Raw genomic sequence first — 23,374 nt, forward strand, 5'->3', positions numbered from 1 at the left:
CGATTCGCGTGGCCCGGATGGCCGCCCGCGCCGCGCGACGCTTCGCCGGGGATTAAGCCGTCCCCGCCCTCGATCCGAGTATGGAACACATGGAGGGCCTCTGCGTGACGGGCTGCGAGCAGTGCCCCGAACTCGTCGACTCGCGGAGTCGCATCGTCAACGGGGTCGGCCCCGACGACGCCGACCTGCTCTTCCTCGGGGAAGCGCCGGGCGCGAAGGAAGACGAGGGCGGCGAGCCGTTCGTGGGTCGCTCCGGCTCCGTGCTGGACGACGCGCTCCGCGAGGCCGGCCTCGCCCGCGCCGACGTTCGCATCACCAACTGCGTGCGGTGCCGCCCGCCGGACAACCGCGACCCGACGAGCGACGAACTGTCGAACTGCCGGGGCTACCTCGCCCGCGAACTCGAACTCGTCGACCCCGAGCTAATCGTCACGCTCGGGAAGGTCCCCTCGCAACATCTACTCGACCGCGGCGTCGCCATCACGAGCGAGTCCGGGTCGGTCGTGGACGCCCGCGTCGGCGACGCCTCCTACCGCGTCCTCCTCTCGGTTCACCCCGCGGCGACGCTCTACGACCGGAGCCAGCGCGAGGGCTTCTTCGAGACCATCGCGCGCGCCGCCGACCTCTCGGGACTCGCCGACTCCTCGGACGGACAGGCCAGCCTCGGCGACTTCTGAGCGCGGCGGGGGCGTCTCTCCGACCTCAGGCCGACGCGTCGCGGACCTCGATGCGCTCGCCGGTCGGCTCGTCCGCCCGCCTCGCCCGCTTTTTGGCTCGGGCGTGCTCTCTGAGATGCGCGCCCGCGTCGAGCGCGGTCTTGACGACGACCATGACGACGAGCGCCGCGGCGGGCGCGCCCGAGGCGGCGACGAGGAACGCGCCGAGGATGATGGTCAGGTGGAGGACGATGACCCGGCGGTAGGGCTCGGACATCTGTTTGCCGGGCGAGATGCTTCGGTACTCCCCGCGGCCGACGAAGTTGACGGCGAACGACCCGCCGTGGCTGAGAACCGTCGCGCCCGCGGCGAGGAGCACCGCGCCGAGCGGGACGCCGCCGACCGCGCCGGCCCCGACCGCGAAGGCGTCGAACGACCAGACGAACACGCCGTGGACGACCCAGAAAATCCCGTAGTGCATGGCGAAAAAGCCCGCGATGGGGACGTTCGACGGGTAGAGGTGAAAGCCGTCGCGGGGGTCGTCGGGCGGTGAGAGTTCCACCGGCCTCCCGTTAATGGTCGCCTTGATGTTCGACCCGCCGTCGCCGCGGCCGCTGGCGGCGAGAATCTTGGGGACGTTCAGGAGGCCGACGACGCCGCTTTCGAGCCAGTAGGCGACGAGCAGCGCCTTCAGACTCCAGTCGAACCAGACGACGCCGACGAGCGGGACGAGGTTCGCGGCCACGAGCGCGGCGAGGGCGACCCGCGAGGTGGCGCGACGCGACCCCGAGGCGGCGGACGGCGGCGACGAGACGGAACGCGACGACGACATAGGCTACGCTGTGAGACGCGACCGACCGATAAAAACCGTACCGCGGGAGCGACCGTCTCGGTCGGGCCGCTGGGTTACTCCCAGATGGAGCGGGCCATCCGCTGGGGGAACTCGATGATGAGTTTGAGGACGCTCATGCCCTCTTCTTCCTCGCCGCGGATGTACGAGCGCACGCGCTGGCTCACGAACTCGACGGAGACGACGAGCACGAAGATGACGAGGATGGTCGCCATCATGTTCGTGTACTTGAACAGGCTCCGCTGGGTCTGCAGGACGTAGCCGATACCGCCGCCGCCGATGAGTCCCATGGTGACGGCGATGCGCGTGTTGATTTCGAGGATGTACATCGTCCACGCGATGAAGGGCGTAAACACCTGCGAGAGCATTCCGAAGACGACCGTCTGCCGGCGGTTCGCGCCGGTCGATTCGATGGCCTCTATCGGCCCGTCTTCGACCTCTTCGAGCGCGTCGGTAAACAGGCGGCCGAGGTTGCCCATCGTGTCGGTCCCGATGGCGAGCGTCGCCGTGAACGGCGAGACACCGCCGAGCGGGATGTAGATGAGCGCCCAGACGAGCGCCGGGATGGCGCGGATGACGCTCATCGTGCCGCGGAAGATGAAGTTAAACGGGTACGGTGTCACGCGCTCGGAGCCGAGGACGCCGAGGAGGAGCGCGCCGGGGATGCCGAGGACGGTCCCGGCGAAGCCCATCGCCAGCGTGACGATGGCCGCGCCGAACAGGTCGCGCTCCTGAATGAACTGCCAGTAGGAGCCGAAGTCGACGAACGGGAGGCCGAACAGGGTCGTCCGCGGGAAGAAGTCCCCGAGCGCCTCCTGGAACTCCGGCCAGTAGTAGAGGATTTCGGCGACCGAGAAGCCGACCTCCGAGAGTGCCTCGAAGAAGAAGAAGCCGAAGACGACCGAGATGGCGAACGCCATCCCCCACTTGATTCGCTTCGTGAGGGTAATGTCTCGGAGCGCGCGGTCGAGCGACCCGGACTGGGTTTCGGCACCACCGTCGGTTCGGGCGTCTCCAGTTCCAGTTCGCGGGCTGTCGTCCGGGGCCGCGTCGCCGCTCATGCGCTCACCTCGGTCCCCTCGCGGATGTCCGCGGTCTGGACGTCGCCGTAGATGCGGTCGATGACATCGACGGTCAGGTCCTCGCGGTAGCCGTCGAAGACGAGTTCTCCGTCGCGGAGCGCGAGGAACCGCTCGCCGAACTCGCGGGCGAGGTTCACCTGGTGGAGGCTCGCGAGCGTCGAGAGGTCGCGCTCCGCGGCCGCGCTCCGGATGTAGCCCATCACCGTCTCGGCGCTGGCGGGGTCGAGGCTGGCGACGGGTTCGTCGGCCAAAAGCAGGCTCGGCCCCTGCACGAGCGCGCGGGCGATGCCGACGCGCTGTTGCTGCCCGCCGCTCATGCTTCGGGTCCGCTGGCTCGCCTGGTCGAGCAGACCGACGGTCTCCAGCGCACGGAGCGCCTCGAACTTGTCCTCCTCGGAGTGCCAGCCGACGAGACTCCGGAGGAACGAGGTGCGGTTGAGCGCGCCGGTCAGCGCGTTGCCGTAGGCGCTGAGTTGGCCCAGCACGTAGTGTTGCTGGAAAATCATGGCCACGTCGTCTCGCGGGCCTTTGACCGGCTCGCCGTCGATTCGAATCTCGCCGGACGTTGGTTTCGTCAGGCCGTTCAGACAGCGAAGGAGCGTGGACTTCCCCGCCCCCGACTGCCCGAGGAGGACGGCGAACTCGCCGTCCTCGATGGTGAAAGAGACGTCGTCCAACGCCCGGACGTCGCCGAACGCTTTCGTGAGGTTACGTACTTCGATGGTACTCATGGTGTGTGGGCGGACTTCCCGCGTCTACGGTTCGTGGGCGCGGCACCGCCAAAATGATACTGCAATGGAATTATTTGTGAGCCGATTACTGTCCGAGGGAGATTCCGAGCGTGTCGATGACGTTCTGAATCGGCTGGTAGTCCTCGACGGTACCCGGTTCGACGCCGGTGAACCAGAGCTGTTGGTCGTCGCCGAGGTCCTCGTTGATGAGGTCGTCCTGCGTGACGCTCGTGAGCGCGTCCGTCATCGACGACTTCAGGTCCGATTCCAGTTCGGAGCGCACGATTATCGGTGCGCGGGGGATGGGGTCAGAGACCGCGAGCAGTTGGAGTTCGGGCTCCGCGGTCCCGAGGTCGCCGTCGTTCTCGGCGGAGGTGTCGAGGAACTCCTGGGGGAACTGGTCTTCCGGGACGTGTGGCGCGGTCGAGAACGCGCCCGTGCCGGCGGCGACGACCTCGTCGCGGTTGACGAGCGTCTCGCGGGCGGTCGCGTGGTCGGACCACTGACCCGTGAAGTCGACGGGCTCGCCGTCGGGGGCGTTGCCCGTGTCGAGACCGGCCTGGTTCAGCATGAAAAGCGGGAACAGCGACCCGCTCGTCGAGAGGCGGTCGGCGAACGCGATGGTCTCGCCTTCGAGGTCGGTGAGTTCCTCGATACCGCTGTCCGGCGTCGTTGTCATAATCGAGAAGTACTTCGCGGCGCCGTAGGCAACGCGGATGCCCATGACCTCGGTGACGCCCTCGTTGCCGCCCTGGATGGCGATGGTCGGCGACGAGTCGGCGAGGTCGGCCTGCCCGGACTTGAACGCCTGGTACACCGCGGCGTAGTCCGCGGCGACCGACGACTCGACAGTCACGTCCGTCTCGGACTCGAGGTATTCGAACAGCGGCTGATACTGCTGTTGAATGTCGACGTCCGATTCGGACGGCGTGAGGAGGAAGTTGACCGAATCCGACCCACCCGTGACGCTACCGATACACCCGCTCAACCCCGAAACGCCGAGCGCGCCGAGCGCACCGGTCTTCTTGAGGAAACTCCGTCGGGAAGACATGTGATTCGTCAGAACACTCAGACACACTGAGGTTAAATCTTCCTATTCTTTCTCCGTATAGGTACATAGATATAAAGTCATATTGCGTACTCTGTGAGTAAACATAGAACAGTCGGGCGATTTTGTGATACCGCAGCTGTCCCGTGGTCATCGGGCGACCGTCGCCGCGACGGAAACTCACTTGCCTCCCGGTCTCGCACGTGTACGCATGAGCACGACACAGTCGCCCGAAGAGACCCTCGCCGACGTGGTGATGGTCGACTACGGGCTCGGAAATCTTCGGAGTGCCATGCGCGGGCTTGAACGCGCGGGGGCGAACGTCGTCGTCTCCGACGACCCGGCCGACTTCGACGACGCCGACGGTATCGTCCTCCCCGGCGTCGGCGCGTTCTCCGAGGGCATGGAGAACGCCGGCCCGTTCCGCGAACCGCTCGCCGAGGCCGCCGCCGACGGGACGCCCATCTTCGGTATCTGTCTCGGGATGCAGATGCTGCTTACCTCCTCCGAGGAGGCCGACCACGCGGGCGAGGGCGAGGTCGAAGGTCTCGACTTCATCCCCGGCCGCAACGTCCGCTTCGACGAGGGACAGAAGGTCCCGCACATGGGCTGGAACGAACTCAACGTCCAACGCGACCACCCGCTCGTCGAGGGCGTCGACGGCGAGTACGCCTACTTCGTCCACTCGTACTACGCCGACCCCGACGACGAGGACGCGGTCGTCGCCTCGACCGACTACGGCGTGGAGTTCCCCGCGGTCGTCGCCAACGAAGAAGGAACTGTCTTCGGCACGCAGTTCCACCCCGAGAAGTCCGGCGAGACCGGGCTGACCATCCTCCGCAACTTCGTCGAGTTCTGCGCGGAGCGATAGGCCGAATCTGCCTGCCCCGACGGTCTTTTGTCGCCGCTTCGTGAAGAGGAGTCCATGCAGGCAGTCACGCTCGGCCCGGCGGGCACGTACTCCCATCGCGCCGCCCGCGCGGTCGCCGACGACGTCGCCTTCCGAGAATCGGTCACCTCTATCGTCCAAGCGGTCGCCGACGGGTCGTTCGAGCGCGGCGTCGTACCCATCGAAAACAGCATCGAAGGGAGCGTCACCGAGAGCCTCGACGCCGTGGCGAACTCGGACGTGAGCGTCGTCCAGGAAATCGTCACGCCCATCCGCCACGCGCTGTTGGCCCAGAGCGCGAACTTCGACGTTGTCGCCAGCCACTCGCAGGCGCTCGCGCAGTGCCGGTTGTACCTCGAAGAGAACTACCCCGACGCGAAGCTCGAAGCCGTCGCCAGCACGGCCCGCGGCGTCGAACGCGCCCGCGCGGACCCGTCGGTCGCGGGCATCGGCCACCCCGACAACGTGGGTGACGACCTCGAAATCATCGCCGAGGACATCCAAGACCAGTCGTCGAACGCGACGCGGTTCCTCGTCATCGCGCCCGAGTCCGCCCGCTCGGACGCCGGCGGCAAGAGTTCGCTCGTCGTCTATCCCAACGCCAACTACCCCGGACTCCTCTTGGAACTGCTCGAAGCGTTCGCCGAACGCGACATCAACCTCTCGCGCATCGAATCGCGCCCGAGCGGGAACCGCCTCGGCGACTACCTGTTCCACATCGACGCCGACGCCGGCCTCTACGAAGAGCGGATGCAGGAGGCGCTCGAAGAGGTCGAGGGCATCGCCCGCAACGGATGGGTTCGCGTCCTCGGGTCGTACGACACGCGGCACGTGCTGTACTGACGCGATTCCGACGCCGAGACGCCCACCCGCGTCCCATCACACCACCTCGGGCGCTCTCAAAATGTGAGTACGGGCACATCTTTCTTTGTCGTCGGCGACGTATCCAGACGCGTATGCAACGAAACCCGTTCGACGAGATAGAAGACCTGTTCGACCGGATGGGCCGGTCGTTCGAGGAGTCGGGTATCGGGCGGTTCCAAGACATCTCCCTCGATGTCGTCGATGCCGACGAGGCAATCGAGGTCGTCGCCGACCTCCCCGGCTTCCAGAAGGACGACCTCGACGTGAGCGTCAGCGGGCGGCGACTCACCATCGCGGCCGACCACGAGGAGTCGTCCGAGGTCGACGACGACCAGTACGTCCGCCGCGAGCGGAGCCAGCGGTCCGTCTCCCGGACGATTACGCTCCCCACCGAGGTCGTCCGCGACGAGGTGACGGCCTCGTACCGAAACGGCGTCCTGACCGTGACGCTCCCGAAGGCCGAACCCGCGGGCGACGACTCGACGCAGATCGACATCGAGTGAGGCGGCTTATCTTTTGAATGTGGGTGTTTCGGAGGCTGTAGCGTGCGAACTGTTATCTGCGTTCCAGCAACGATTATCTCCTCAGACGGCGTCCATATGCCTCGGTGAAAACACACATGATGCGACGTACCAACCCCTTCGACGACTTCGAGGAACTGTTCGAGCGAATGTCCCGCCAGTTCGACGAGATGGGACGACAGTTCGACCGCTCGGGCATGATGGCGCAGGTCCGCCACGAGATGGCAATCGACGTCACCGACCACGACGGCGAAATCGTCGTCACGGTCGACCTTCCGGGCTACGAGAAGGAGGACATCTCCCTATCGGTCGCTAACCGCACGCTGACGGTTGAGGCGACGCGCGAACTCGACGAGGAACGCGCCGACGGCGAGTACCTCCGCCGCGAGCGCCGCCACGAGTCCGCCCGCCGCACGATTCGCCTCCCCGAGGCGGTCGACGAGGACGGCGCGTCCGCCAGCTACCACAACGGCGTCCTGACGGTCACCCTCCCCAAGCGCGACGTCGAACCCGACGACTCCCGCCGCATCGACATCGACTGAGCGGTCGTCGTCGCTCGCACGCGTCTCTGCTCGCCGCCCGCGATGGTCCCCTCGTGGTGGATGTTCCCCGTTTTTGTTTCTCCGCCTCCGTTTCGCACCTCGATTCTCCGCGCTGCCCTGTGTCACTGTGTGGCAATATCTGCCGCAATCAGACAGCCGCGCAAGTCGAGTATAGGAGTTATTTTAGGCCGGGGTGCCACTACCACGGATATGGACTACGACCCGCAGGAACTCGAAGCGCGTTGGCGGGAGCGCTGGTCCGAGACCGGCCGATACGAGGCCGACCCGGACGCAGACGCCGACGACGCGACGTTCGTGACGGTGCCCTATCCGTACCCCAGCGGCGGGATGCACATCGGGCACGCGCGGACGTACACCGTTCCCGACGTGTACGCTCGCTACCGACGACAGCAGGGCGACAACGTCCTGTTTCCCATCGCGTGGCACGTCACCGGAACCCCCATCATCGGCGCGGTGGAGCGCCTGAAAAACCGCGAGGAGAAACAGCTCTCGGTTCTGACCGACACCTACAACGTCCCCGAGGACACGCTTTCGGACCTCGAATCGCCCATGGGATGGGCGCGGTACTTCATCGAGGAACACTACAAAAAGGGGATGCAGTCGCTGGGCCTGTCGGTTGACTGGCGGCGCGAGTTCACCACGAACAACGAGCGCTACTCGAAGTTCGTCGAGTGGCAGTACCGGACGCTCCGCGAGCGCGGGCGACTGGAGAAGGGCCTCCACCCCGTCAAGTTCTGTACGAACGAGGAACAGCCGGTCACGACTCACGACCTGCTCGAAGGCGAGAACGCGGAGTTCCAGGAGTACACGCTGGTTCGCTTCGGCTGGGAGCGAGACGGCGGCGACGTGGTCGTCCCGATGGCGACCCTGCGCCCCGAGACGGTCCACGGCGTGACCAACGCCTACATCGACCCCGAGGCGACCTACGTGGTCGCCGAAGTCGACGGCGAGACGTGGTTCGTCTCCGAGTACGCGGCCGACAAACTCGAATATCAAGCCCGCGACGTGGAGATTCTCGAAACCGTCGAGGGTGCCGAACTCGTCGGCCAGACGGTCGAAAACCCCGTCACCGGCGACGACGTGCTCGTCCTGCCGGCCGACTTCGTCGACGCCGACAACGCGACGGGCGTCGTCATGTCCGTCCCGGCCCACAGCCCCGACGACTACGTGGCGCTGCAGGAGGCCAAGGCCGACACTGACTACCTCGAATCGTTCGGCATCGACCCCGCCGACGTGGCCGCCATCGAGCCGATTCCGATTCTCGACATCGACTCCGAGGACGACACGTACGGCGAGATTCCCGCGAAGTCGGCCGTCGAGAACCGAGGCATCGAGTCCTCCGACGACCCCGCGCTCGAAAAGGCGACGAAAGACCTCTACAACAAGGAGTTCCACGCGGGTCGCCTCAAGGAGTTCTACGGCGACTACGCCGGCGGCCTCGTCGAAGAGGTCCGCGACGAGTTCAAGGCCGACGGCATCGAGGCCGGTCAGTTCGACGTGATGCAGGAGTTCTCCGAGGAGGTCGTCTGCCGCTGCGGTGGCGACGTCGTCGTCGCCGAACAGGACACGTGGTTCCTCTCGTACGACGACGAGGACTGGAAGCAACTCGCCCACGACGTGGCCGACGGGCTGGACGCCATCCCCGAGAACACCCGCGACGAGTACCACCACACCATCGACTGGCTCAACGGGTGGCCGTGTATCCGCAACTACGGCCTCGGCACCCGCCTGCCGTGGGACGACCAGTTCGTCATCGAGCCCCTCTCGGACTCGACCATCTACATGGCGTACTACACCATCGCCCACCGCCTGCAGGAGATTCCGACCGAGGAACTCACCCAGGAGTTCTTCGACGCGCTGTTCTACGGTCCCGAGGCCGTGGACGACGCGCCGGAGAAGGCGCTTGAACTGCGCGAGGAGTGGGACTACTGGTACCCCGTCGATTACCGGTTCTCCGGGAACGACCTCATCACGAACCACCTGACGTTCTACCAGTTCCACCACGGCGAACTGTTCGACGAGCCGCAGTGGCCGCAGGGCATCGTCATCATGGGCATGGGCCTGCTCGAAGGCAAGGCGATGTCGTCGTCGAAGGGTCACGTCGTCCTCCCCGGCGAGGCCATCGGCGAGTACGGCGCGGACACCGTCCGCTTCTTCCTGCTCAACTCGGCCGAACCGTGGCAGGACTACGACTGGCGCGACGACCTCGTCGGCTCGGTCCACGACCAACTGGAACGCTTCTGGAACCGCGCACAGGAGATTATCGCCGATCCCGGTCCGGACGAACGGCCCGAACTGGAGACGGTCGACCGCTGGCTCCTGTCGAAGCTGCAGGACACCGTCCGCGACGTGACGACCGCGATGGACGAGTCCGAGACGCGCTCGGCCAGTCAGGCGGCGTTCTACAACTTCGAGGAGTCGCTGCGGTGGTACCGCCGCCGGACCGACCTCGACCGCCCCGCGGCGAAGTGGACGCTCCGGACGGTCCTCGAAACGCGCCTGCGCCTGCTCGCGCCGTTCATCCCGTTCATGACGAACGAGCTGCACGAGCAGTTGACCGGCACGCCCGCCGAGGACGCGCCGTGGCCAGAACCGGACGCCGAGTTCGAAGACGAGTCGGTCGAACTCGAAGAGCGACAGGTCGAGCGCCTGACCGAGGACGTGCGCGACATCATCGACGTGACTGACTCCGACCCCGACACCATCCGGGTCTACGTCGCCGCCGACTGGAAGCGCGACGTGTTCGAGACGGTCGTCGAAAACGGCGACAACGTCGGCGCAATCATGGGACAGGTCATGCAGGATCCCGACCTGCGCGAGAAGGGCAACGACGTGAACGACCTCGTGCAGGACCTCGTCGAGCAGACTCGCGGGCGCGACGAGTCGACGCTCCGCGCGCAACTCGAACTGGACGAGGCCGGCACCTACGAGCGCGCCGCCGACTTCCTCGCCCGCGAGTTCGACGCCGAGGTCGAGGTGTTCGCCGAGGACGACCCCGACATCGTCGACCCCGCCGACCGCGCCTCGAAGGCGATTCCGTTCCGCCCCGCGGTCCACCTCGAATAGTCGGGCGCGCCGCGCGTTCCGCGACCGAACCCACTTTCGGCCGAACGCGACGCTCGGAGCGGCGCGTCCGGTCGGCGTTCGACTTATCGTCTCGTCGAACTAACACTATCGCATGAGCGAAGACGACTCGCTGAGCCTCGCACAGAAGGCCTACCACACCGTCACACCGGGGTCCCGAATGCGCCCCGACAGCGAGATGGACTCCATCGGGTGGACGATGCTTCTCATACTCATCGTCCTGTTGGTGCCGTTCTTGCCCTTCATCGCCATCGTCTACGTGCTCTCGAAGGTGTTCGGCTACCTCAACGCGCAGCGTGGCCCGAACCCGTAGCTCGGGGCGTCGGACCGCAAAAGAGAAAGATGAATGCCAGCGGCGTCGCGTCGGGCGACCTTACTCGGCGAGACCGAGGAGGTCGAACGCGTAGCCGTTGTCGTTTTCGAACGCGTGTTCGTAGGCGACGTGGGCCGCTGCGACGTCCTGAATCGCCAGTCCCGTGGAGTCGAAGACGCTGATGCCGTCGGCGTCGGTGCGGCCGTCGAGGTTCCCGAGGACGATGTCGCCGATTGCGCCGTGGATGTCGTCGTCGGTGAGGACGCCCTGATTGTACGGGACGTTGATTTCGCCGGAGTGGGTGGTCTGGGCGTGGTCGTCGATGACGAGCTTGGCGTCCAAGAGCACCTCGTCGGCGAGTTCGTGTTTGCCCTCGGCGTCGGCACCCATCGCGTTGATGTGGGTGTGGTCGCCGACCGCGTCGCGCGGGACGATGGGCGACTCGACGGGGGTCACGGTCGACAGCACGTCACAGCTGGCGGCCTCCTCGATGGAGCCTGCGCGGATGTCGAACTGGTCTTCGAAGGCGTCGATGAAGTCGGCGACGCGCTCCTCGTCGAGGTCGGAGATGACGACTTCCTCGATGTCGCGGACCTCGCTGATGGCGCGAAGCTGCGTGTACGACTGGACGCCCGCGCCGATGATACCCATCGAGGAGGCGTCCTCCACGGCGAGGTAGTCGGTGGCGACGGCCGCGGCCGCGCCGGTGCGGAGCATCGTGAGTTCCGTCCCGTCGAGGAGCGCCAGCGGGAAGGCGTTCTCGGGGTCGGAGTAGATCATCGTGCCCATGACGGTGGGCAGGTCGTACTTGTCGCCGTTGTCGGGGTGGACGTTGACCCACTTGATGCCCGCGGCGTCCCAGTCGCCCGCGTCGAGGTAGGCGGGCATCGACCGGAAGTCGCCGTTGTACTGCGGCAGGTCGATGTAGGACTTCGGCGGCATCTGGGCGTCGCCGGACTCGTAGGCGGCGAAGGCGTCCTCGATGGCCGAGATGAGCTCCGGCATCTGGACGTTCTCGTGAACGTCGTCCTTGTTCAACAGCAGCGTCTTGCGCATGGAGACACGTTGCCGTACCTGCTACTTAGTTCGTTCCATTTCTGAACACAACTGCAAGTGTATCTTAGAAAGTGATAGAATTATCCAACTATTATGGAGTCGGTGACTCAACGTGGCCGGCTCTCGGTCGATTGTCGGGCCAGTCGCAATCGACGGTCTCCGACTGCCGCTGTATCGTGTGCCGTCGTTTTGAGGGTGTAGCTGCGGCTACTCGGCCATTCGACTGCCGTCTTCTGCCTAAAATGAAATGGTCTGTCGCGCGGTGCAGGCGTCGGGGGATGGGTGAGTGAAGTCGTTAGCCGATCTTCACATCGCGCCGCCCATACCGCCCATGCCGCCCATGCCACCCATGCCGCCGGGTGCACCGCCCTCTTCGTCGTCATCGCCGCCGGTGGAGAGGTCACCGGCCGCGATGATGTCGTCTATCTTGAGGACGAGGTTGGCGGCTTCGGAGGCGGAGGCGACGGCCTGCTCTTTCGCGTGGGCCGTCTCGACGACGCCAGCCTCGAACGCGTCTTCGACCTCGCCGGTGAAGACGTTCAGACCGGCGCGGACCTGACCTTCTTCGTGGGCCGCGCGGAGGTCGACGAGCGTGTCGATGGAGTCGAGACCGGCGTTCTCGGCGAGCACGCGCGGGACGAGTTCGAGCGCGTCGGCGAACGCCTCGACGGCGAGCTGCTCGCGCCCGGAGACGGAGTCGGCGTAGTTGCGGAGGCGCGAGGCGAGTTCGACCTCGATAGCGCCGCCGCCGGCGAGCACGCGACCGTCGGCAACCGTGGACGCAACAACGTCGAGAGCGTCCTGGACGCCGCGTTCGAGTTCGTCGACGACGTGGTCGGTGGAGCCGCGGAGCAGGAGCGTGACGCCGTGGACGTCGTCGCCGATGCCCTCGACGTAGAACAGCTCGTCGGCCTCGTCGCGGCGGATGGAGGCGCGACCGAGGTCGGCGGCCTCGATGGAGTCGAGGTCGGAGACGACCGCCGCACCGGTGATGTTCTTGAGGAAGCGGATGTCGGACTTCTTCGTCCGGCGGACCGCGAGGATGCCCTGCTTTGCGAGGTAGTGCTGGGCGAGGTCGTCGATGCCCTTCTGGCAGAAGACCACGTCAGCGCCGGAGTCGACGATCTGGTCGACCTTCGCCTTCAGCTGGGCCTCCTCCTGGTCGAGGAACTTCTGGAGCTGGTCGGGGCTCTCGATGGAGACGTTCGTGTCGATGTCGGTCTCCTCGACCTCGACGGGCTCGTTGAGCAGCAGCACGTCGGCCTCGTCGAACTGGACCGGCATGTCGTCGTGGACGGGGTCCTTGTCGATGACGGCACCGGTGAGGAGCTCGGACTCGGACGCGGAGCGACCGGTCTGCGTCTCGATGGAGATGTTCTCGAGGTCGACGACGTGGGAACCATCGTTGGCTTCGACGGTGACCTGCCGGACGGCACGGACGATGAGGTCCGCGAGCAGCTCCTTGTTGAGCTCGGAGCTCTTGCCCGTCATGGAGGTCTCGGCGACCTTCTTCAGGAGTTCCTCGTCGTCGGGGTCGACGCGCTCTGCGATGTTGTCGATCTCCTCGCGCGCCTTCTCGGAGGCGAGGTTGAAGCCGCGGATGATGGCCGTCGGGTGGATGTCCTGTTCGAGGAGGTCCTCGGCGTTCTTGAGGAGTTCACCCGCGATGGCGACCGCCGTCGTCGTTCCGTCGCCGGCTTCGTCCTCCTGCGTCTCGGCGACTTCGACGATCATCTCGGCCGTCGGGTTGTCGATGTCCATCTCCTTGAGGATGGTGACGCCGTCGTTCGTGATGGTGACGTCGCCCATCGAGTCGACGAGCATCTTGTCCATCCCCTTCGGGCCGAGTGTGGAACGTACCGCCTCGGCGACTGCTCGTGCGGCGCGGATGTTGTACGCCTGCGCGTCGCGGTCCTTGACGCGCTGTGCATCCTCGCCCATGATGATCATCGGCTGACCCTGCTGCATTCGCTGGCTCATAGACAGGCCTTGATTGTTTGTGATTCTATAAAAAAGCTTCGCCGACGAATCGAGCACTGAACTCCGTGCGTTTGCCGCGTTATCCCGGTAAACGCGCGACAGATGCGTCCTATCGGGTGTTCGAGGACTTGCTGTGGTACGTCATTTCACACCACAATTCTGTCCCGGCCGAGCCTCTTTATACGCTACTCTTCGACCGGCTCTTTCCAGTGGACCGTCACCGTTCCGACGGCGAACGCGTCGTCGCCGTCGTCGTCGCGAACGACTCGGATGGTGTTCGAGCCCTCGACGAGGCTCGCGCCGGTCACGGTGTCGACCCAGTACTGCCAGCCGTCGCCCGGCGGGATGTCGAACCCCGAAAGCGAGTCGCCGTTGATTCGAATCTCGTGGCCGTACTCGCCCACGTCGAACGCCTGGATACCGAGGTACGGCTCTCGCGGGTCGTCGGTCGGGACGTCGAACTCGAACGTCGCCGTCTCGTCTCCGGCGTCGTCCGCCCAGTCGAGGTCGAGCGCCTCTCCTTCGGGGTGGAGGTGCGACCCGATAAACACGGTCGCGTAGTTCGCGCGGTGTTGCACGCTCACACGTTCTGTTGCGCCCGATAAAAATTCGCGTGGTTGGCGGTCGCGCCGTCAGTCGTCGTCGGGGAGTTCGTCCGCGATGAACTCGCCGTCGGTCTCGTCTCTCGCGGCGTCGAGCGGGGGCTCGTCGTCGTCTTCGTCTAACACCGATAACTCTCGTTCGTACAGCCGCTCGGTGAGCTGGGTCCGCTTGTTGAGGCCCTTCTTCTCGCGGCCGGTCTTGGTGTCAGGCATTGTCAATCGTGGTATCGTATCCCATGGGGATGAATGTTTTGTCCGAACAGTTGATACGGTCGCTTCTGTGGCGCTGCCGTAGGTTGGGTCTGTGGTGGTGCCTCGGGTCGCGTCGAACTGGGGGTGCCCTGCCAGTTTCGACGTAAGTGGTCCTTGGCGAGCGGGGCGATAGACTCCGGCGACGGTTCCCGCCGTCCGGCGATTGAGGGAGAAGCTATGTGTACCGGGCACGAAGGCAAGTGATTCGAGTCGGTGTGCTCGGTTCGGGTCGGGGTCGCAGATGTGGCTTTTCAGAGAAGCGCCAGGAGAGGGATTTGAACCTCGGTCGTTCCGCTCACTCTGTTCGCTTCGCTCTCTGGTTCAAATCCAACTGAGGCGTTCTTCCGAACTCGCAGTCCGCAGCGCGACGAGACGCGCTGCTACGTGGGTTGAGTTCGGAAGAAGCGCCAGGAGAGGGATTTGAACCCCCGATCCCAGAGGGAACACGCTTTCCAGGCGTGCGCCTTACCGCTCGGCCATCCTGGCTTACAACGCAACGTTCCCGCCTGGATAATTTAAGCCCTTCCTTTCCGTTCGAGTCGCGGTTCGATGACGTATGTCACGGACCCGACGGCGACGCCGGACGCGACCGCCACCGCGGCGACCGCCCCGAACGACACGTCGATGCCGAGTCCGAGAAGGACCGCGCCCTGCGCGAGGACGCCCACGAGGAGGAGGCTCGCTGCGCCCCACGCGAGCGCGGACCGGACGCGGCGGGCCACGTTACTCCTCGTCGACGACGGCGACGGCCTCGATTTCGACGCCGACGCCCTTCGGCAGGTTGCCGACCTCGACCGCCGAGCGGGCCGGCGGCTCCTCGTCGAAGTAGGTCGCGTACGTCTCGTTCATCTCGTCGAAGTCGTCGATGTCCGCGAGGAACACCGTCGTCTTCAGCACGTCGGTCGCGTCCGCGCCGGCCTCCGCGAGGATGGCCATCACGTTGTCGAGCGACTGCGTCGTCTGCGTCGCGATGTCCTCGTCGTCGAGGAGTTCGCCGTCCGGCGTCAGCGGAATCTGCCCCGCCGTGTAGAGCAGCGAGCCGTTGGTCGTCGCCTGACTGTACGCACCGACCGCGGCCGGCGCTTCGTCGGTTTCGATGACGCGCTTCATACGCGGTGGATTTCGCCACGACGTGATAAAATAGGGTGGAACGACCGGGTCCGCGGCGGAGCCTCCCCGCCGTGGTCCGTCGGGTTACACCGACTTCCCGGAGAGGCTGATGCCGGTCGTGAGGACGCCCGAGGCGAACAACAGCCCCATCCCGAGCGCGGTGACCACGTCGCCGTCTCGGAGCGCGAACCCCGCGACGGCGACGCTGACGACGACCAGTCCGAGGCCGAGGAGGGTCAGCGGTTTGGTGAGCGATTCGGCGGTGGGTTTGGTGTTGGGGAGCGTAGCCATGGTTGGATTGGTTGTGGGGGAAGGGTCGATTGCAGTCGGTCAGGAGTACGATTCTCCGGTTTCGATGGGGCCGCTGAACGTCGTGTAGAGGATGCCGAAGTAGGTAAACACGAGCGGCAGGAGGAGCGCCGACGCGACGCTCATGATGTTCAGCGGGAGCACGGAGATGATGGCGTCCGCGACGGTCAGCCCGGTCGCGGGGTCGGCCAGGGGGAACATGAGCGTCGCCACGAGCGCGACGAACGCGAACACGAGGACCGGCACGGTCCCAAACGCGAGCGTGTAGCGCCCGTCGCGGAGCGCGAGCAGGTAGCCCGCGGCGGCGGCGAGGCTGACGACGACGAGCGCCAGCGGAATCGGCGCGAGGACGCCGAGGTCGGGGCGGACGGCGACGAGGTAGCCGAGCGTGACGACGACGAGCGCGAGGTAGGCCGCTATCGCCCGCGGACCGTAGTCGGCAACGTCGCGCTGGAGGATCCCGCGGGTCTTCATGGCGAGGAAACCGACGCCGGCGACGACGGTGAGCGCGACGACGGCGAGGCCGACGACGACGCCGGGAAGCGACAGGAGCGACTTGACGCCGAGGAGCCAGTGGGCGGCGAACACGCCGAGGAAGAAGGGCGCGCTCACGCTGCCGACGACGAACGCTCGCCCCCACCACGTCTGCCACGCCTCGTCGTGGCGCTGTTCGTACATCTCGGGGGCGAGCCCGCGGAGGATGAGCGCCCCGAGGATGGCGAACATGAGCAGGTAGTGGCGGCTGAAGAGGTTCGCGTACACCGCCGGGAACGCGGCGAACAGCGCGCCGCCGAAGACAACGAGCCACACCTCGTTGCCGTCCCAGAAGGGGCCGATGGCGGCCAAAAGCGTCTCGCGTTCCTCGTCGTCGTCGCGGGTCGCGAAGACGGCCCCGACGCCGAAGTCGAAGCCGTCGAGGAACAGGAACATCCCGAGGATGAAGAAGACGAGCCCGAACCACAACTCCTGCAGCGGCAGGCCGAAAAGCGGGTCCGTGGCGAACGCGCCGTAGTCAGTCATCGCCGGTCACCCCCGCGGGGGAGGCGGCCTCCGCACCCGCCTCAGTCTCGTCGATGCTCGGCGGTCCCTCGCGGATGATGCGGCGAATCACGTAGGTGTAGAGCGCGAGCAGGCCGGTGTACACGACGGCGAACCCGACGAGCGTGAGCGTCGCTTCGAAGCCGGTGAGCCCCGGCGAGACGCCCTCGCTCGTCCTGAGGACGCCTTGGATGACCCACGGCTGTCGGCCCACCTCGGTGACTATCCAGCCGACTTCGACGGCGAAGATGCCGAGGAGCGACGACCCGACGAACGCCTTGTGCAACAGGTCGTCGTCGTACAGGTCGTCGGTCCACCAGCGATAGGCCGCCCAGAAGGCCAACAGGATGAACCAGAAGCCGGCGGCGACCATGAGCCGGAACGACCAGAAGACGATGGCGACCGGCGGGGCCTCCGTGTCGAACTCGTTCAGGCCGGTGATTTCGGCTTGGGGGTCACCCCCGCTCGCCAGCCACGACGCCCCGCCGGGAATCCCGATGCCGAGCAGTTCCTTGGCGCGCGGGTCGGTGATGTGTTCGAGGCTCGTCGGGATGGCGAAGATGTACTCCGGGACGTAGCTGTCGGTCTCCCAGACGGCCTCCATGGCGGCGAACTTCTGCGGCTGGGTCTCGTAGACGTGCCGGCCGTAGGCGTCGCCGTGGATCGCCTGAAACGGCGCGGTCACGAGCAGGACGACGAGCGCGATTTTGAGCGTCTTCCGCCAGAAGCGCGCGTCCTCGCGCTCGTCGTCGGCGTCGATGCCGCGCTGCCAGACGTGGTACGCCGCGACACCGGCCATGAACAGCGCGACCGACAACACCGCGGCGTTCTGCATGTGGACGAACATCCACGGGAACCGCGGGTTGGCGTACGCCGCGATTGGATCGACGAGCGAGACGACGAGTTGGCCGCCCTCGCGCGCGAGTTCGTACCCCCGGGGCGTCTGCATCCACGAGTTAGCGACGAGAATCCACACCGCCGAGAGCCACGTCCCGAGGCCGACGGCGACGGCCGAAACCATGTAGAGCGCGTCGGAGACCTTCTCGCGGCCGAAGACGAACACCCCGAGGAACGTCGCTTCGAGCATGAACGCCATCATCCCCTCGGTCGCCAGCGGGCCGCCGAACAGCTCGCCGGCCGCCGTCGAGAACGCCGCGAAGTTCGTCCCGAACTCGAATTCGAGGACGATGCCGGTCACGGTGCCGACGACGAACGAGACGGCGAAAATCTTCGTCCAGAACCGCCTGAGCTGTTCGTACACGGGGTCGTCGGTGCGGATGTCTTTCCACGTGAAGTAGATGAGGAAGGGCGCGAGGCCCATGCTCATCACGGGGAAGATGATGTGGACGATGGTCGTGAGCGCGAACTGCAGCCGACTGGCGATGACTGGGTCGAGCATGGTTTGGTGGGGAGCGCCGACGACGGGGCGAACCAGGGAGCGAGGGGCGGGGACTTCCCTGTTAAAGGCCTTCGTATTGGGGGAGGGTCAATCCCCGCATGCTTCCCACGAACTGAAAACCATCGTAGGTGGTGTCTCTCACCCGAATTCGACATAATCGTCCGGGTAAAAAGGCGAGCGTTCGTCGGGGACAGAAACGCGCTCTCACTCCCGAAACGCGCCCGTCTCGGACGAACTCCGGCCGCCGACGCGCCGACCCGACCGACGGGCATATGCCGGAACAGTTCGGACTTAGCACATGAACCTCCTGTGGCAGGTCGGCTCCGTCGGGGTCGTGGCGCTCGGCGTCGCGTACCTCGTCTTCCCGGCGCGAATCCACGCGTTCGGGTTCGAGTTCCTCCGCCGCACGTCTTCCGACGGGTCCGAGGAGTCCGCCCCGCCCGTCTGGCTCTACCGAGGCATCGGCACGCTCCTTGTGTTTATGGGCCTCACGCGACTCGCCTGAGCCCCCGGCTTCCAACGCGGGACTCGAAGCCCGCCTCCGGCCACGCGGTCAGTCGAGGACTTCCACGTCGTAGCCCGCGTCGCGGAGCTCCCCGAGGAGCGAATCGACGTGGTCGGGCCCGCGCATTTCGAGGTCGATTTCGACTTCCGTCGCGTTCAGCGCGATTTTCCGAGAGGTGCGGTCGTGCCTGATGGCGTAGATGTTCGCCTTCTCCGCGGCGATGATCTCGATGAGCTGTTCGAGCGAGCCGGGGCGGTCTTTCAGTTCGGTCCGAATCTTGAGGTACCGGCCCGTCTCGACGAGTCCGCGCATCACGACAGTCGTCAGCGTGTTCATGTCGATGTTGCCGCCGCACAGCGCGGGGACGACGACCTCGCCCTCCTCGTAGTCGAACTTCTGGAAGACCAGCGCCGCGAGCGCGACGGCCCCCGCGCCCTCGACCAGCGTCTTCGAGCGTTCGAGCAGGTAGGTCAGCGCCACCGCGATTTCCTCGTCGGAGACGGTGACGACCTCGTCGACGCGCTCGCGGATGACCTCGAAGGGCTTGTCGCCGATTCTGCGGACGGCGATGCCGTCGGCGATGGTGTCCACCTCGTCGATGGTCTGAATCGACCCCTTGTTCAGCGAGTCCGCGGCGCTGGAGGCCTGTTCCGCCTGCACGCCGATGACGCGGGCGTCGGGGAACTGTTCCTTGATGGCCGTCGAGATGCCGGAGATGAGTCCGCCGCCGCCGATGGGGACGACCACGGTGTCGAGGTCGGGGCAGTCCTCAGCGATTTCGAGACCGATAGTTCCCTGCCCGGCCATGACGTACTCGTCGTCGAAGGCGTGGACGTAGGTCCGCCCCTCGTCCGCCTCGATTTCGTGGGCCTTGGTCTGCGCCTCATCGTAGTCGTTGCCGTAGAGGACCACGTCGCCCCCGTAGCGCTCGGTGGCTTTCACCTTCGAAATCGGCGCGTACTCCGGCATGACGATTTTCGAGTTCACGCCCGCTCGCGACGCCGCGAGTGCGACGCCCTGCGCGTGGTTACCGGCGCTCGCGGTCACGACGCCGGCGTCTTTCTCCTCGTCGGAGAGCGTGGTGATGCGGTTCGTCGCCCCGCGAATCTTGAACGACCCCGTGCGCTGGGAGTTCTCCAGTTTCAGGTACACCTCTGCACCCGTCATCTCCGAGAAGGTGTGCGAGTACTCCAGCGGTGTCCATCGGGCGACCGCTTCGACGCGCTCGCGGGCGGCGCGTACGTCGTCAAGCGTGAGCATGGTCAGAAATCACCCGTGTCTGTGTTTAATCGTTCGGGAACTCGTCCGTATCAGGGCCGTGATGTCAACCCTCATGGTCGTCGGTTGAAAACTCGGATTCGCCTCTGTCAACGCGCGCCGTCGCCGTCGCTCGCCGGTCGGGAAGGGGGAAAGGGGGAATGCACGCGTGTGACGTGCAACTGTCTTTCTGGTCCCCGTGCATATAAACGTCCCCCACCCGGAGTGAAAGTGAAAACGCACGACAGCGGCGACCCATCGCTCGCGTATGACACTCGTCATTCACGCGTCGCATCGAGAGTGCCCGACGGGACCGCCGCTTCCGATACCGTCAACTGCGCGAGGTCCGTGGCCTCGGCATGAACCTCGGCCGTCTCCGGCGAGTCTGGAAGCGGATCTTCTCGCTCGCGTGGCCGGTGATGGCCGAGCAGACCGCACAGACGGCGATGCGGACCGTGGACGTTGCCGTCACCGCGGCGCTCTCCCCGGCCGCCGTCGTCGCTATCGGCCTCGCCGACCTCTACGCACGGTTCCCGCTCCGCATCGGCCTCGGCCTCGGCGGCGGTGCGATTGCGCTCTCCAGTCAGGACACGGGGAGCGGCGCGGACGCCAACCGGAGCGAGGCTATCTCGACGGCGCTCCTCCTCGCGTTCCTCGCGGGCGTCCCGTTCCTGATTTTCGGGTTCACGCTGGGCGAGGCGGCCATCGGCGCGTTCCCGGCGAGCGACAGGGCGGTCGCCTTGGGAACGACGTATCTCGCGGTTATCTTCGCCACCTCGCCCGCGCGATTGGTCTCGCTGGTCGGTTCGCGGTCGCTTCAGGGCGTCGGCGACACCCGGACGCCGATGCTGGTCAACGTCTTCGCCAACGTCGTCAACATCGGGCTGTCGGTCGGTCTCGGCTTCGGTCTCGTCGGCCTGCCGGCGCTCGGCGTGCTGGGTGTCGGACTCGCGACTTCCACCGCCAACGTCCTCTCGGCGGGACTGCTTCTCGTCGCGCTCGCCCGGCCCGCGTCGCCGACCTCGCTGGTCCGCCCCCGCGACCGGACGGTCGCCAACCAACTCGTTCGCATCGCGACCCCGCGGGTCGGCGAGGGAATCGCCGCCGAACTCGCGGAGTTCCCGTTCAACGCCCTGCTCCTCGGCTTCGGCGACGCCGTCAACGCCGGCTTCCAAATCGGCCGCCGGGTCTACCAGCAGGTCGCGAGCCCGCTGGCGCGCGGCTACAACGTCGCCGCCAGCGTCCTCGTCGGGCAGGCGCTCGGGGCGGGCGACAGCGAGGCCGCGCGGTATCAGGGCGGCGCGGTGGCGCTCCTGTCAGTCGTTACGGTCGGCGGCATCGGGCTCTTCCTCGCGGCGTTCACCGAACCCGTCGTCGGCCTCGTCGGCTCCGGCGGCGGCGCGGACCTCGAGTGGGCCGTGAAGTTCGCCGTCGCCTACGGCCTCGCCGCGCCGGGACTGGCGCTCTTCGTCGGCCTGTCCGGGTCGCTGCAGGGCGCGGGCGCGACGCGAATCCCCTTCGTCGCCCGGCTGACCGGGGTGTTCGGCTTCTTCGTCGGCGTGTCCTACCTGCTCGTCGAGGTGTTCGGCTACGGCCCGCTCGGCGCGCGAATCGGTATCGTCCTGTCGTTCACGTGGATGGGGCTGTTCGCGCTGGTCGCGTTCTACTACGCCGACTGGGCGGGCCACGCCGACTCGCTCATGGTCCAACGCGGAAGCGTCGGCGTCGACGACGTGGGCGAAGACGACTGAGCGCGCGGGCGGATGAGACGGGACGGAAACCGTGGTACGGGGTGAGCGAGCGGTCGCGGGGGACGACGCGTCGCTCCGGGAGACGGCGAACGGGAAAAAGTCGCGTGCGACTCGTTGACTCGCTGTCTATCGCTCGTCGACCGACGGGAACTCGAGGTCTTTCTCGCCGGTGTAGCGGGCGCGCGGGCGGATGAGGCGGTTGTCCTCATACTGTTCGAGGACGTGCGCTATCCAGCCGCCGACGCGCGAGACGGCGAAGATGGGGGTGTAGAGGTCGATGGGGATGCCCATCTGGTAGTACGTCGAGGCGGAGTAGAAGTCCACGTTCGGCGCGAGACCCTTCTCCTCGCCGATGTACTCCTCGATGGCGACCGACATCTCGTACCACTTCATGTCGCCGGCGGCCTCGCCGAGCGCCTCGGACTTCGCGCCGAGAATCTTCGCGCGGGGGTCCTTGACGTTGTAGACGCGGTGGCCGAACCCGGCGACGCGCTCGCCGCGGTCGAGGGCGTCTTTGACCCACTCGGTCGGGTCCATGTCGCTGTCGTCGACGTCCTTCAGCATCCGCATGACGTTCGCGTTCGCGCCGCCGTGGAGCGACCCCGAGAGCGTGCCGATGGCGGACGTGACCGCGCTATAGAGGTCAGACAGCGTCGAGGACGTGACCATCGCGGAGAACGTGGAAGCGTTCAGACCGTGGTCGGCGTGGAGCACGAGCGCCATGTCGAACGTCTCGGCGAGCACTTCGTTCGGCTCCTCGCCGTTGAGCATGTAGAGGAAGTTCGCCGCGTGATTCAGGCTCTCGTCGGGTTCGACGTAGTCGTCGCCGCGACGGAAGCGGGCGTAGGCCGCGAGTACCGACGGCATCTTCGCCGTGATGCGCTTTGCCTTCTCGAGGTTGACCTCGCGGTCGGTCACGTCCTCGAAGTCGGCGTTTTCGTCGTACGCCGACATCGCCGAGACGAGCGTTCGGAGCGCCGCCATCGGCGACTCGTCCTGCTCTGCGAGTTCGCGCGTCACGTCGAGGACGCCGTCATCGAGGCCGCGATGGGCCGCGAGTTCGTCGGAGAACGCATCCAGTTCCTCGCGCGTCGGAAGCTCTCCGTGCCACAGAAGGTAGAGTACCTCCTCGTAGCTTGCGTCCCGTGCGAGGTCTTCGATGTCGTAACCGCAGTAAACGAGTTGTCCCGCATCGCCGTCGATGAAGCTGAGTTTCGATTCGGTGACCAGCACACCTTCCAGCCCCCGCTTCAGTTCGCCTGACATACCCAGAACGTTGCCTACCATCTCAAAAAAGCGTTATCGTTTTCACTCATATGTTATCGACCGCCATACACATACAACGGCAGCCCCGTCTGTCGATTTCGTGGGTAGCCGGTGTCTAAAATAGTGTTCGACAATTGTCGTTGTTTTCGGTGCCCTTATACGGGGTTCACCGAGGGCGGTCGCGCGCGGTTCGGGCTACCCGCGAAGTCATATCCGCCCGCGACGTAGCTCTCTCGAACCACGGTGGC

At 66.0% G+C, this 23,374-nt stretch carries 24 protein-coding genes and 1 tRNA gene; 9 read left to right on the plus strand and 16 right to left on the minus strand.

Annotated features, from left to right (window positions below):
* Positions 1–80 precede the first annotated feature (80 nt).
* On the plus strand, positions 81–677 hold the full coding sequence (locus NKF06_RS09785) for a uracil-DNA glycosylase (RefSeq protein WP_253245273.1): 597 nt from the start codon (positions 81–83) through the stop codon (positions 675–677).
* Between the two features lie 25 nt (positions 678–702).
* On the opposite strand, the gene NKF06_RS09790 is transcribed toward NKF06_RS09785, so the two are convergent.
* From NKF06_RS09790 to phnD, 4 genes are all read right to left on the minus strand, one after another.
* Complete coding sequence (locus tag NKF06_RS09790) at positions 703–1,488, minus strand: DUF6498-containing protein (RefSeq protein ID WP_253245274.1); 786 nt, start codon at positions 1,486–1,488, stop codon at positions 703–705.
* 74 nt (positions 1,489–1,562) lie between these two features.
* The gene (gene phnE / locus NKF06_RS09795) at positions 1,563–2,567 is read right to left on the minus strand and encodes a phosphonate ABC transporter, permease protein PhnE (protein WP_253245275.1); all 1,005 of its coding nucleotides are present in this window, start codon (positions 2,565–2,567) and stop codon (positions 1,563–1,565) included.
* Positions 2,564–3,319: a phosphonate ABC transporter ATP-binding protein gene (locus tag NKF06_RS09800; protein ID WP_058826668.1), complete on the minus strand. Its 756-nt coding sequence runs from the start codon at positions 3,317–3,319 to the stop codon at positions 2,564–2,566. Before NKF06_RS09800 ends, phnE begins: the two co-directional genes overlap by 4 nt.
* Before the next feature lie 85 nt (positions 3,320–3,404).
* Positions 3,405–4,370 (minus strand): phosphate/phosphite/phosphonate ABC transporter substrate-binding protein, encoded by a 966-nt coding sequence (phnD, locus tag NKF06_RS09805; protein WP_058826667.1) that lies wholly within the window; start codon positions 4,368–4,370, stop codon positions 3,405–3,407.
* A 208-nt stretch (positions 4,371–4,578) separates the two neighbouring features.
* Here phnD and hisH point away from each other — a divergent pair, with 208 nt between their 5' ends.
* From hisH to NKF06_RS09835, 6 genes are all read left to right on the plus strand, one after another.
* Positions 4,579–5,238, plus strand: coding sequence for an imidazole glycerol phosphate synthase subunit HisH (gene hisH, locus NKF06_RS09810; RefSeq protein ID WP_058826666.1), 660 nt, complete (start codon positions 4,579–4,581; stop codon positions 5,236–5,238).
* A 54-nt stretch (positions 5,239–5,292) separates the two neighbouring features.
* Positions 5,293–6,099, plus strand: coding sequence for a prephenate dehydratase (pheA, locus tag NKF06_RS09815; protein WP_253245276.1), 807 nt, complete (start codon positions 5,293–5,295; stop codon positions 6,097–6,099).
* A gap of 113 nt (positions 6,100–6,212) precedes the next feature.
* Positions 6,213–6,623, plus strand: coding sequence for an archaeal heat shock protein Hsp14 (hsp14, locus tag NKF06_RS09820; protein WP_058826665.1), 411 nt, complete (start codon positions 6,213–6,215; stop codon positions 6,621–6,623).
* Positions 6,624–6,739: 116 nt separating this feature from the next.
* Positions 6,740–7,183: an archaeal heat shock protein Hsp14 gene (gene hsp14, locus NKF06_RS09825; RefSeq protein WP_058826892.1), complete on the plus strand. Its 444-nt coding sequence runs from the start codon at positions 6,740–6,742 to the stop codon at positions 7,181–7,183.
* A gap of 210 nt (positions 7,184–7,393) precedes the next feature.
* A complete protein-coding gene (leuS, locus tag NKF06_RS09830; protein ID WP_253245277.1) occupies positions 7,394–10,270 on the plus strand; it encodes a leucine--tRNA ligase in 2,877 nt (958 codons plus the stop codon).
* A gap of 112 nt (positions 10,271–10,382) precedes the next feature.
* A complete protein-coding gene (locus tag NKF06_RS09835; RefSeq protein ID WP_058826663.1) occupies positions 10,383–10,601 on the plus strand; it encodes a hypothetical protein in 219 nt (72 codons plus the stop codon).
* A 60-nt stretch (positions 10,602–10,661) separates the two neighbouring features.
* Here NKF06_RS09835 and NKF06_RS09840 read toward each other — a convergent pair whose 3' ends face one another.
* The 10 genes from NKF06_RS09840 to NKF06_RS09885 all read right to left on the minus strand — a co-directional run bounded on the left by NKF06_RS09840 (position 10,662) and on the right by NKF06_RS09885 (position 18,347).
* Positions 10,662–11,657 (minus strand): ornithine cyclodeaminase family protein, encoded by a 996-nt coding sequence (locus NKF06_RS09840; protein ID WP_058826662.1) that lies wholly within the window; start codon positions 11,655–11,657, stop codon positions 10,662–10,664.
* A gap of 306 nt (positions 11,658–11,963) precedes the next feature.
* Entirely contained in the window at positions 11,964–13,607 is a 1,644-nt protein-coding gene (gene thsB / locus NKF06_RS09845; protein ID WP_058826661.1) for a thermosome subunit beta, read from the minus strand.
* Between the two features lie 215 nt (positions 13,608–13,822).
* Positions 13,823–14,215 (minus strand): hypothetical protein, encoded by a 393-nt coding sequence (locus NKF06_RS09850; protein ID WP_058826660.1) that lies wholly within the window; start codon positions 14,213–14,215, stop codon positions 13,823–13,825.
* 54 nt (positions 14,216–14,269) lie between these two features.
* Complete coding sequence (locus NKF06_RS09855) at positions 14,270–14,452, minus strand: hypothetical protein (RefSeq protein ID WP_058826659.1); 183 nt, start codon at positions 14,450–14,452, stop codon at positions 14,270–14,272.
* Positions 14,453–14,896: 444 nt separating this feature from the next.
* Positions 14,897–14,977: transfer RNA gene (locus NKF06_RS09860), tRNA-Ser, on the minus strand.
* Between the two features lie 29 nt (positions 14,978–15,006).
* Positions 15,007–15,213, minus strand: coding sequence for a hypothetical protein (locus tag NKF06_RS09865; protein ID WP_004973426.1), 207 nt, complete (start codon positions 15,211–15,213; stop codon positions 15,007–15,009).
* Position 15,214: 1 nt separating this feature from the next.
* The gene (locus tag NKF06_RS09870) at positions 15,215–15,601 is read right to left on the minus strand and encodes a Rid family detoxifying hydrolase (protein WP_004044463.1); all 387 of its coding nucleotides are present in this window, start codon (positions 15,599–15,601) and stop codon (positions 15,215–15,217) included.
* Between the two features lie 84 nt (positions 15,602–15,685).
* Positions 15,686–15,892 carry a hypothetical protein gene (locus NKF06_RS09875; protein ID WP_058826656.1) on the minus strand — a complete coding sequence of 69 codons (207 nt, stop codon included), beginning with the start codon at positions 15,890–15,892 and terminating at the stop codon, positions 15,686–15,688.
* 39 nt (positions 15,893–15,931) lie between these two features.
* A complete protein-coding gene (locus tag NKF06_RS09880; protein WP_253245278.1) occupies positions 15,932–16,930 on the minus strand; it encodes a cytochrome d ubiquinol oxidase subunit II in 999 nt (332 codons plus the stop codon).
* On the minus strand, positions 16,923–18,347 hold the full coding sequence (locus NKF06_RS09885) for a cytochrome ubiquinol oxidase subunit I (RefSeq protein ID WP_253245279.1): 1,425 nt from the start codon (positions 18,345–18,347) through the stop codon (positions 16,923–16,925). Before NKF06_RS09885 ends, NKF06_RS09880 begins: the two co-directional genes overlap by 8 nt.
* A 298-nt stretch (positions 18,348–18,645) precedes the next feature.
* On the opposite strand from NKF06_RS09885, the gene NKF06_RS09890 reads away from it, so the two are divergent.
* Positions 18,646–18,852, plus strand: a complete 207-nt coding sequence (locus NKF06_RS09890; RefSeq protein WP_253245280.1) for a hypothetical protein — start codon at positions 18,646–18,648, stop codon at positions 18,850–18,852.
* 48 nt (positions 18,853–18,900) lie between these two features.
* Here NKF06_RS09890 and ilvA read toward each other — a convergent pair whose 3' ends face one another.
* Positions 18,901–20,112: a threonine ammonia-lyase gene (ilvA, locus tag NKF06_RS09895; protein WP_253245281.1), complete on the minus strand. Its 1,212-nt coding sequence runs from the start codon at positions 20,110–20,112 to the stop codon at positions 18,901–18,903.
* A gap of 356 nt (positions 20,113–20,468) precedes the next feature.
* Between ilvA and NKF06_RS09900 the strand changes: the two genes are divergently transcribed.
* Positions 20,469–21,860, plus strand: coding sequence for an MATE family efflux transporter (locus NKF06_RS09900; protein WP_253245282.1), 1,392 nt, complete (start codon positions 20,469–20,471; stop codon positions 21,858–21,860).
* A gap of 126 nt (positions 21,861–21,986) precedes the next feature.
* Here NKF06_RS09900 and citZ read toward each other — a convergent pair whose 3' ends face one another.
* The gene (gene citZ / locus NKF06_RS09905; protein WP_253245283.1) at positions 21,987–23,126 is read right to left on the minus strand and encodes a citrate synthase; all 1,140 of its coding nucleotides are present in this window, start codon (positions 23,124–23,126) and stop codon (positions 21,987–21,989) included.
* Positions 23,127–23,374 lie beyond the last annotated feature (248 nt).

The organism is Haloferax sp. AB510 (genome assembly GCF_024136985.1).
Classification (GTDB): domain Archaea; phylum Halobacteriota; class Halobacteria; order Halobacteriales; family Haloferacaceae; genus Haloferax.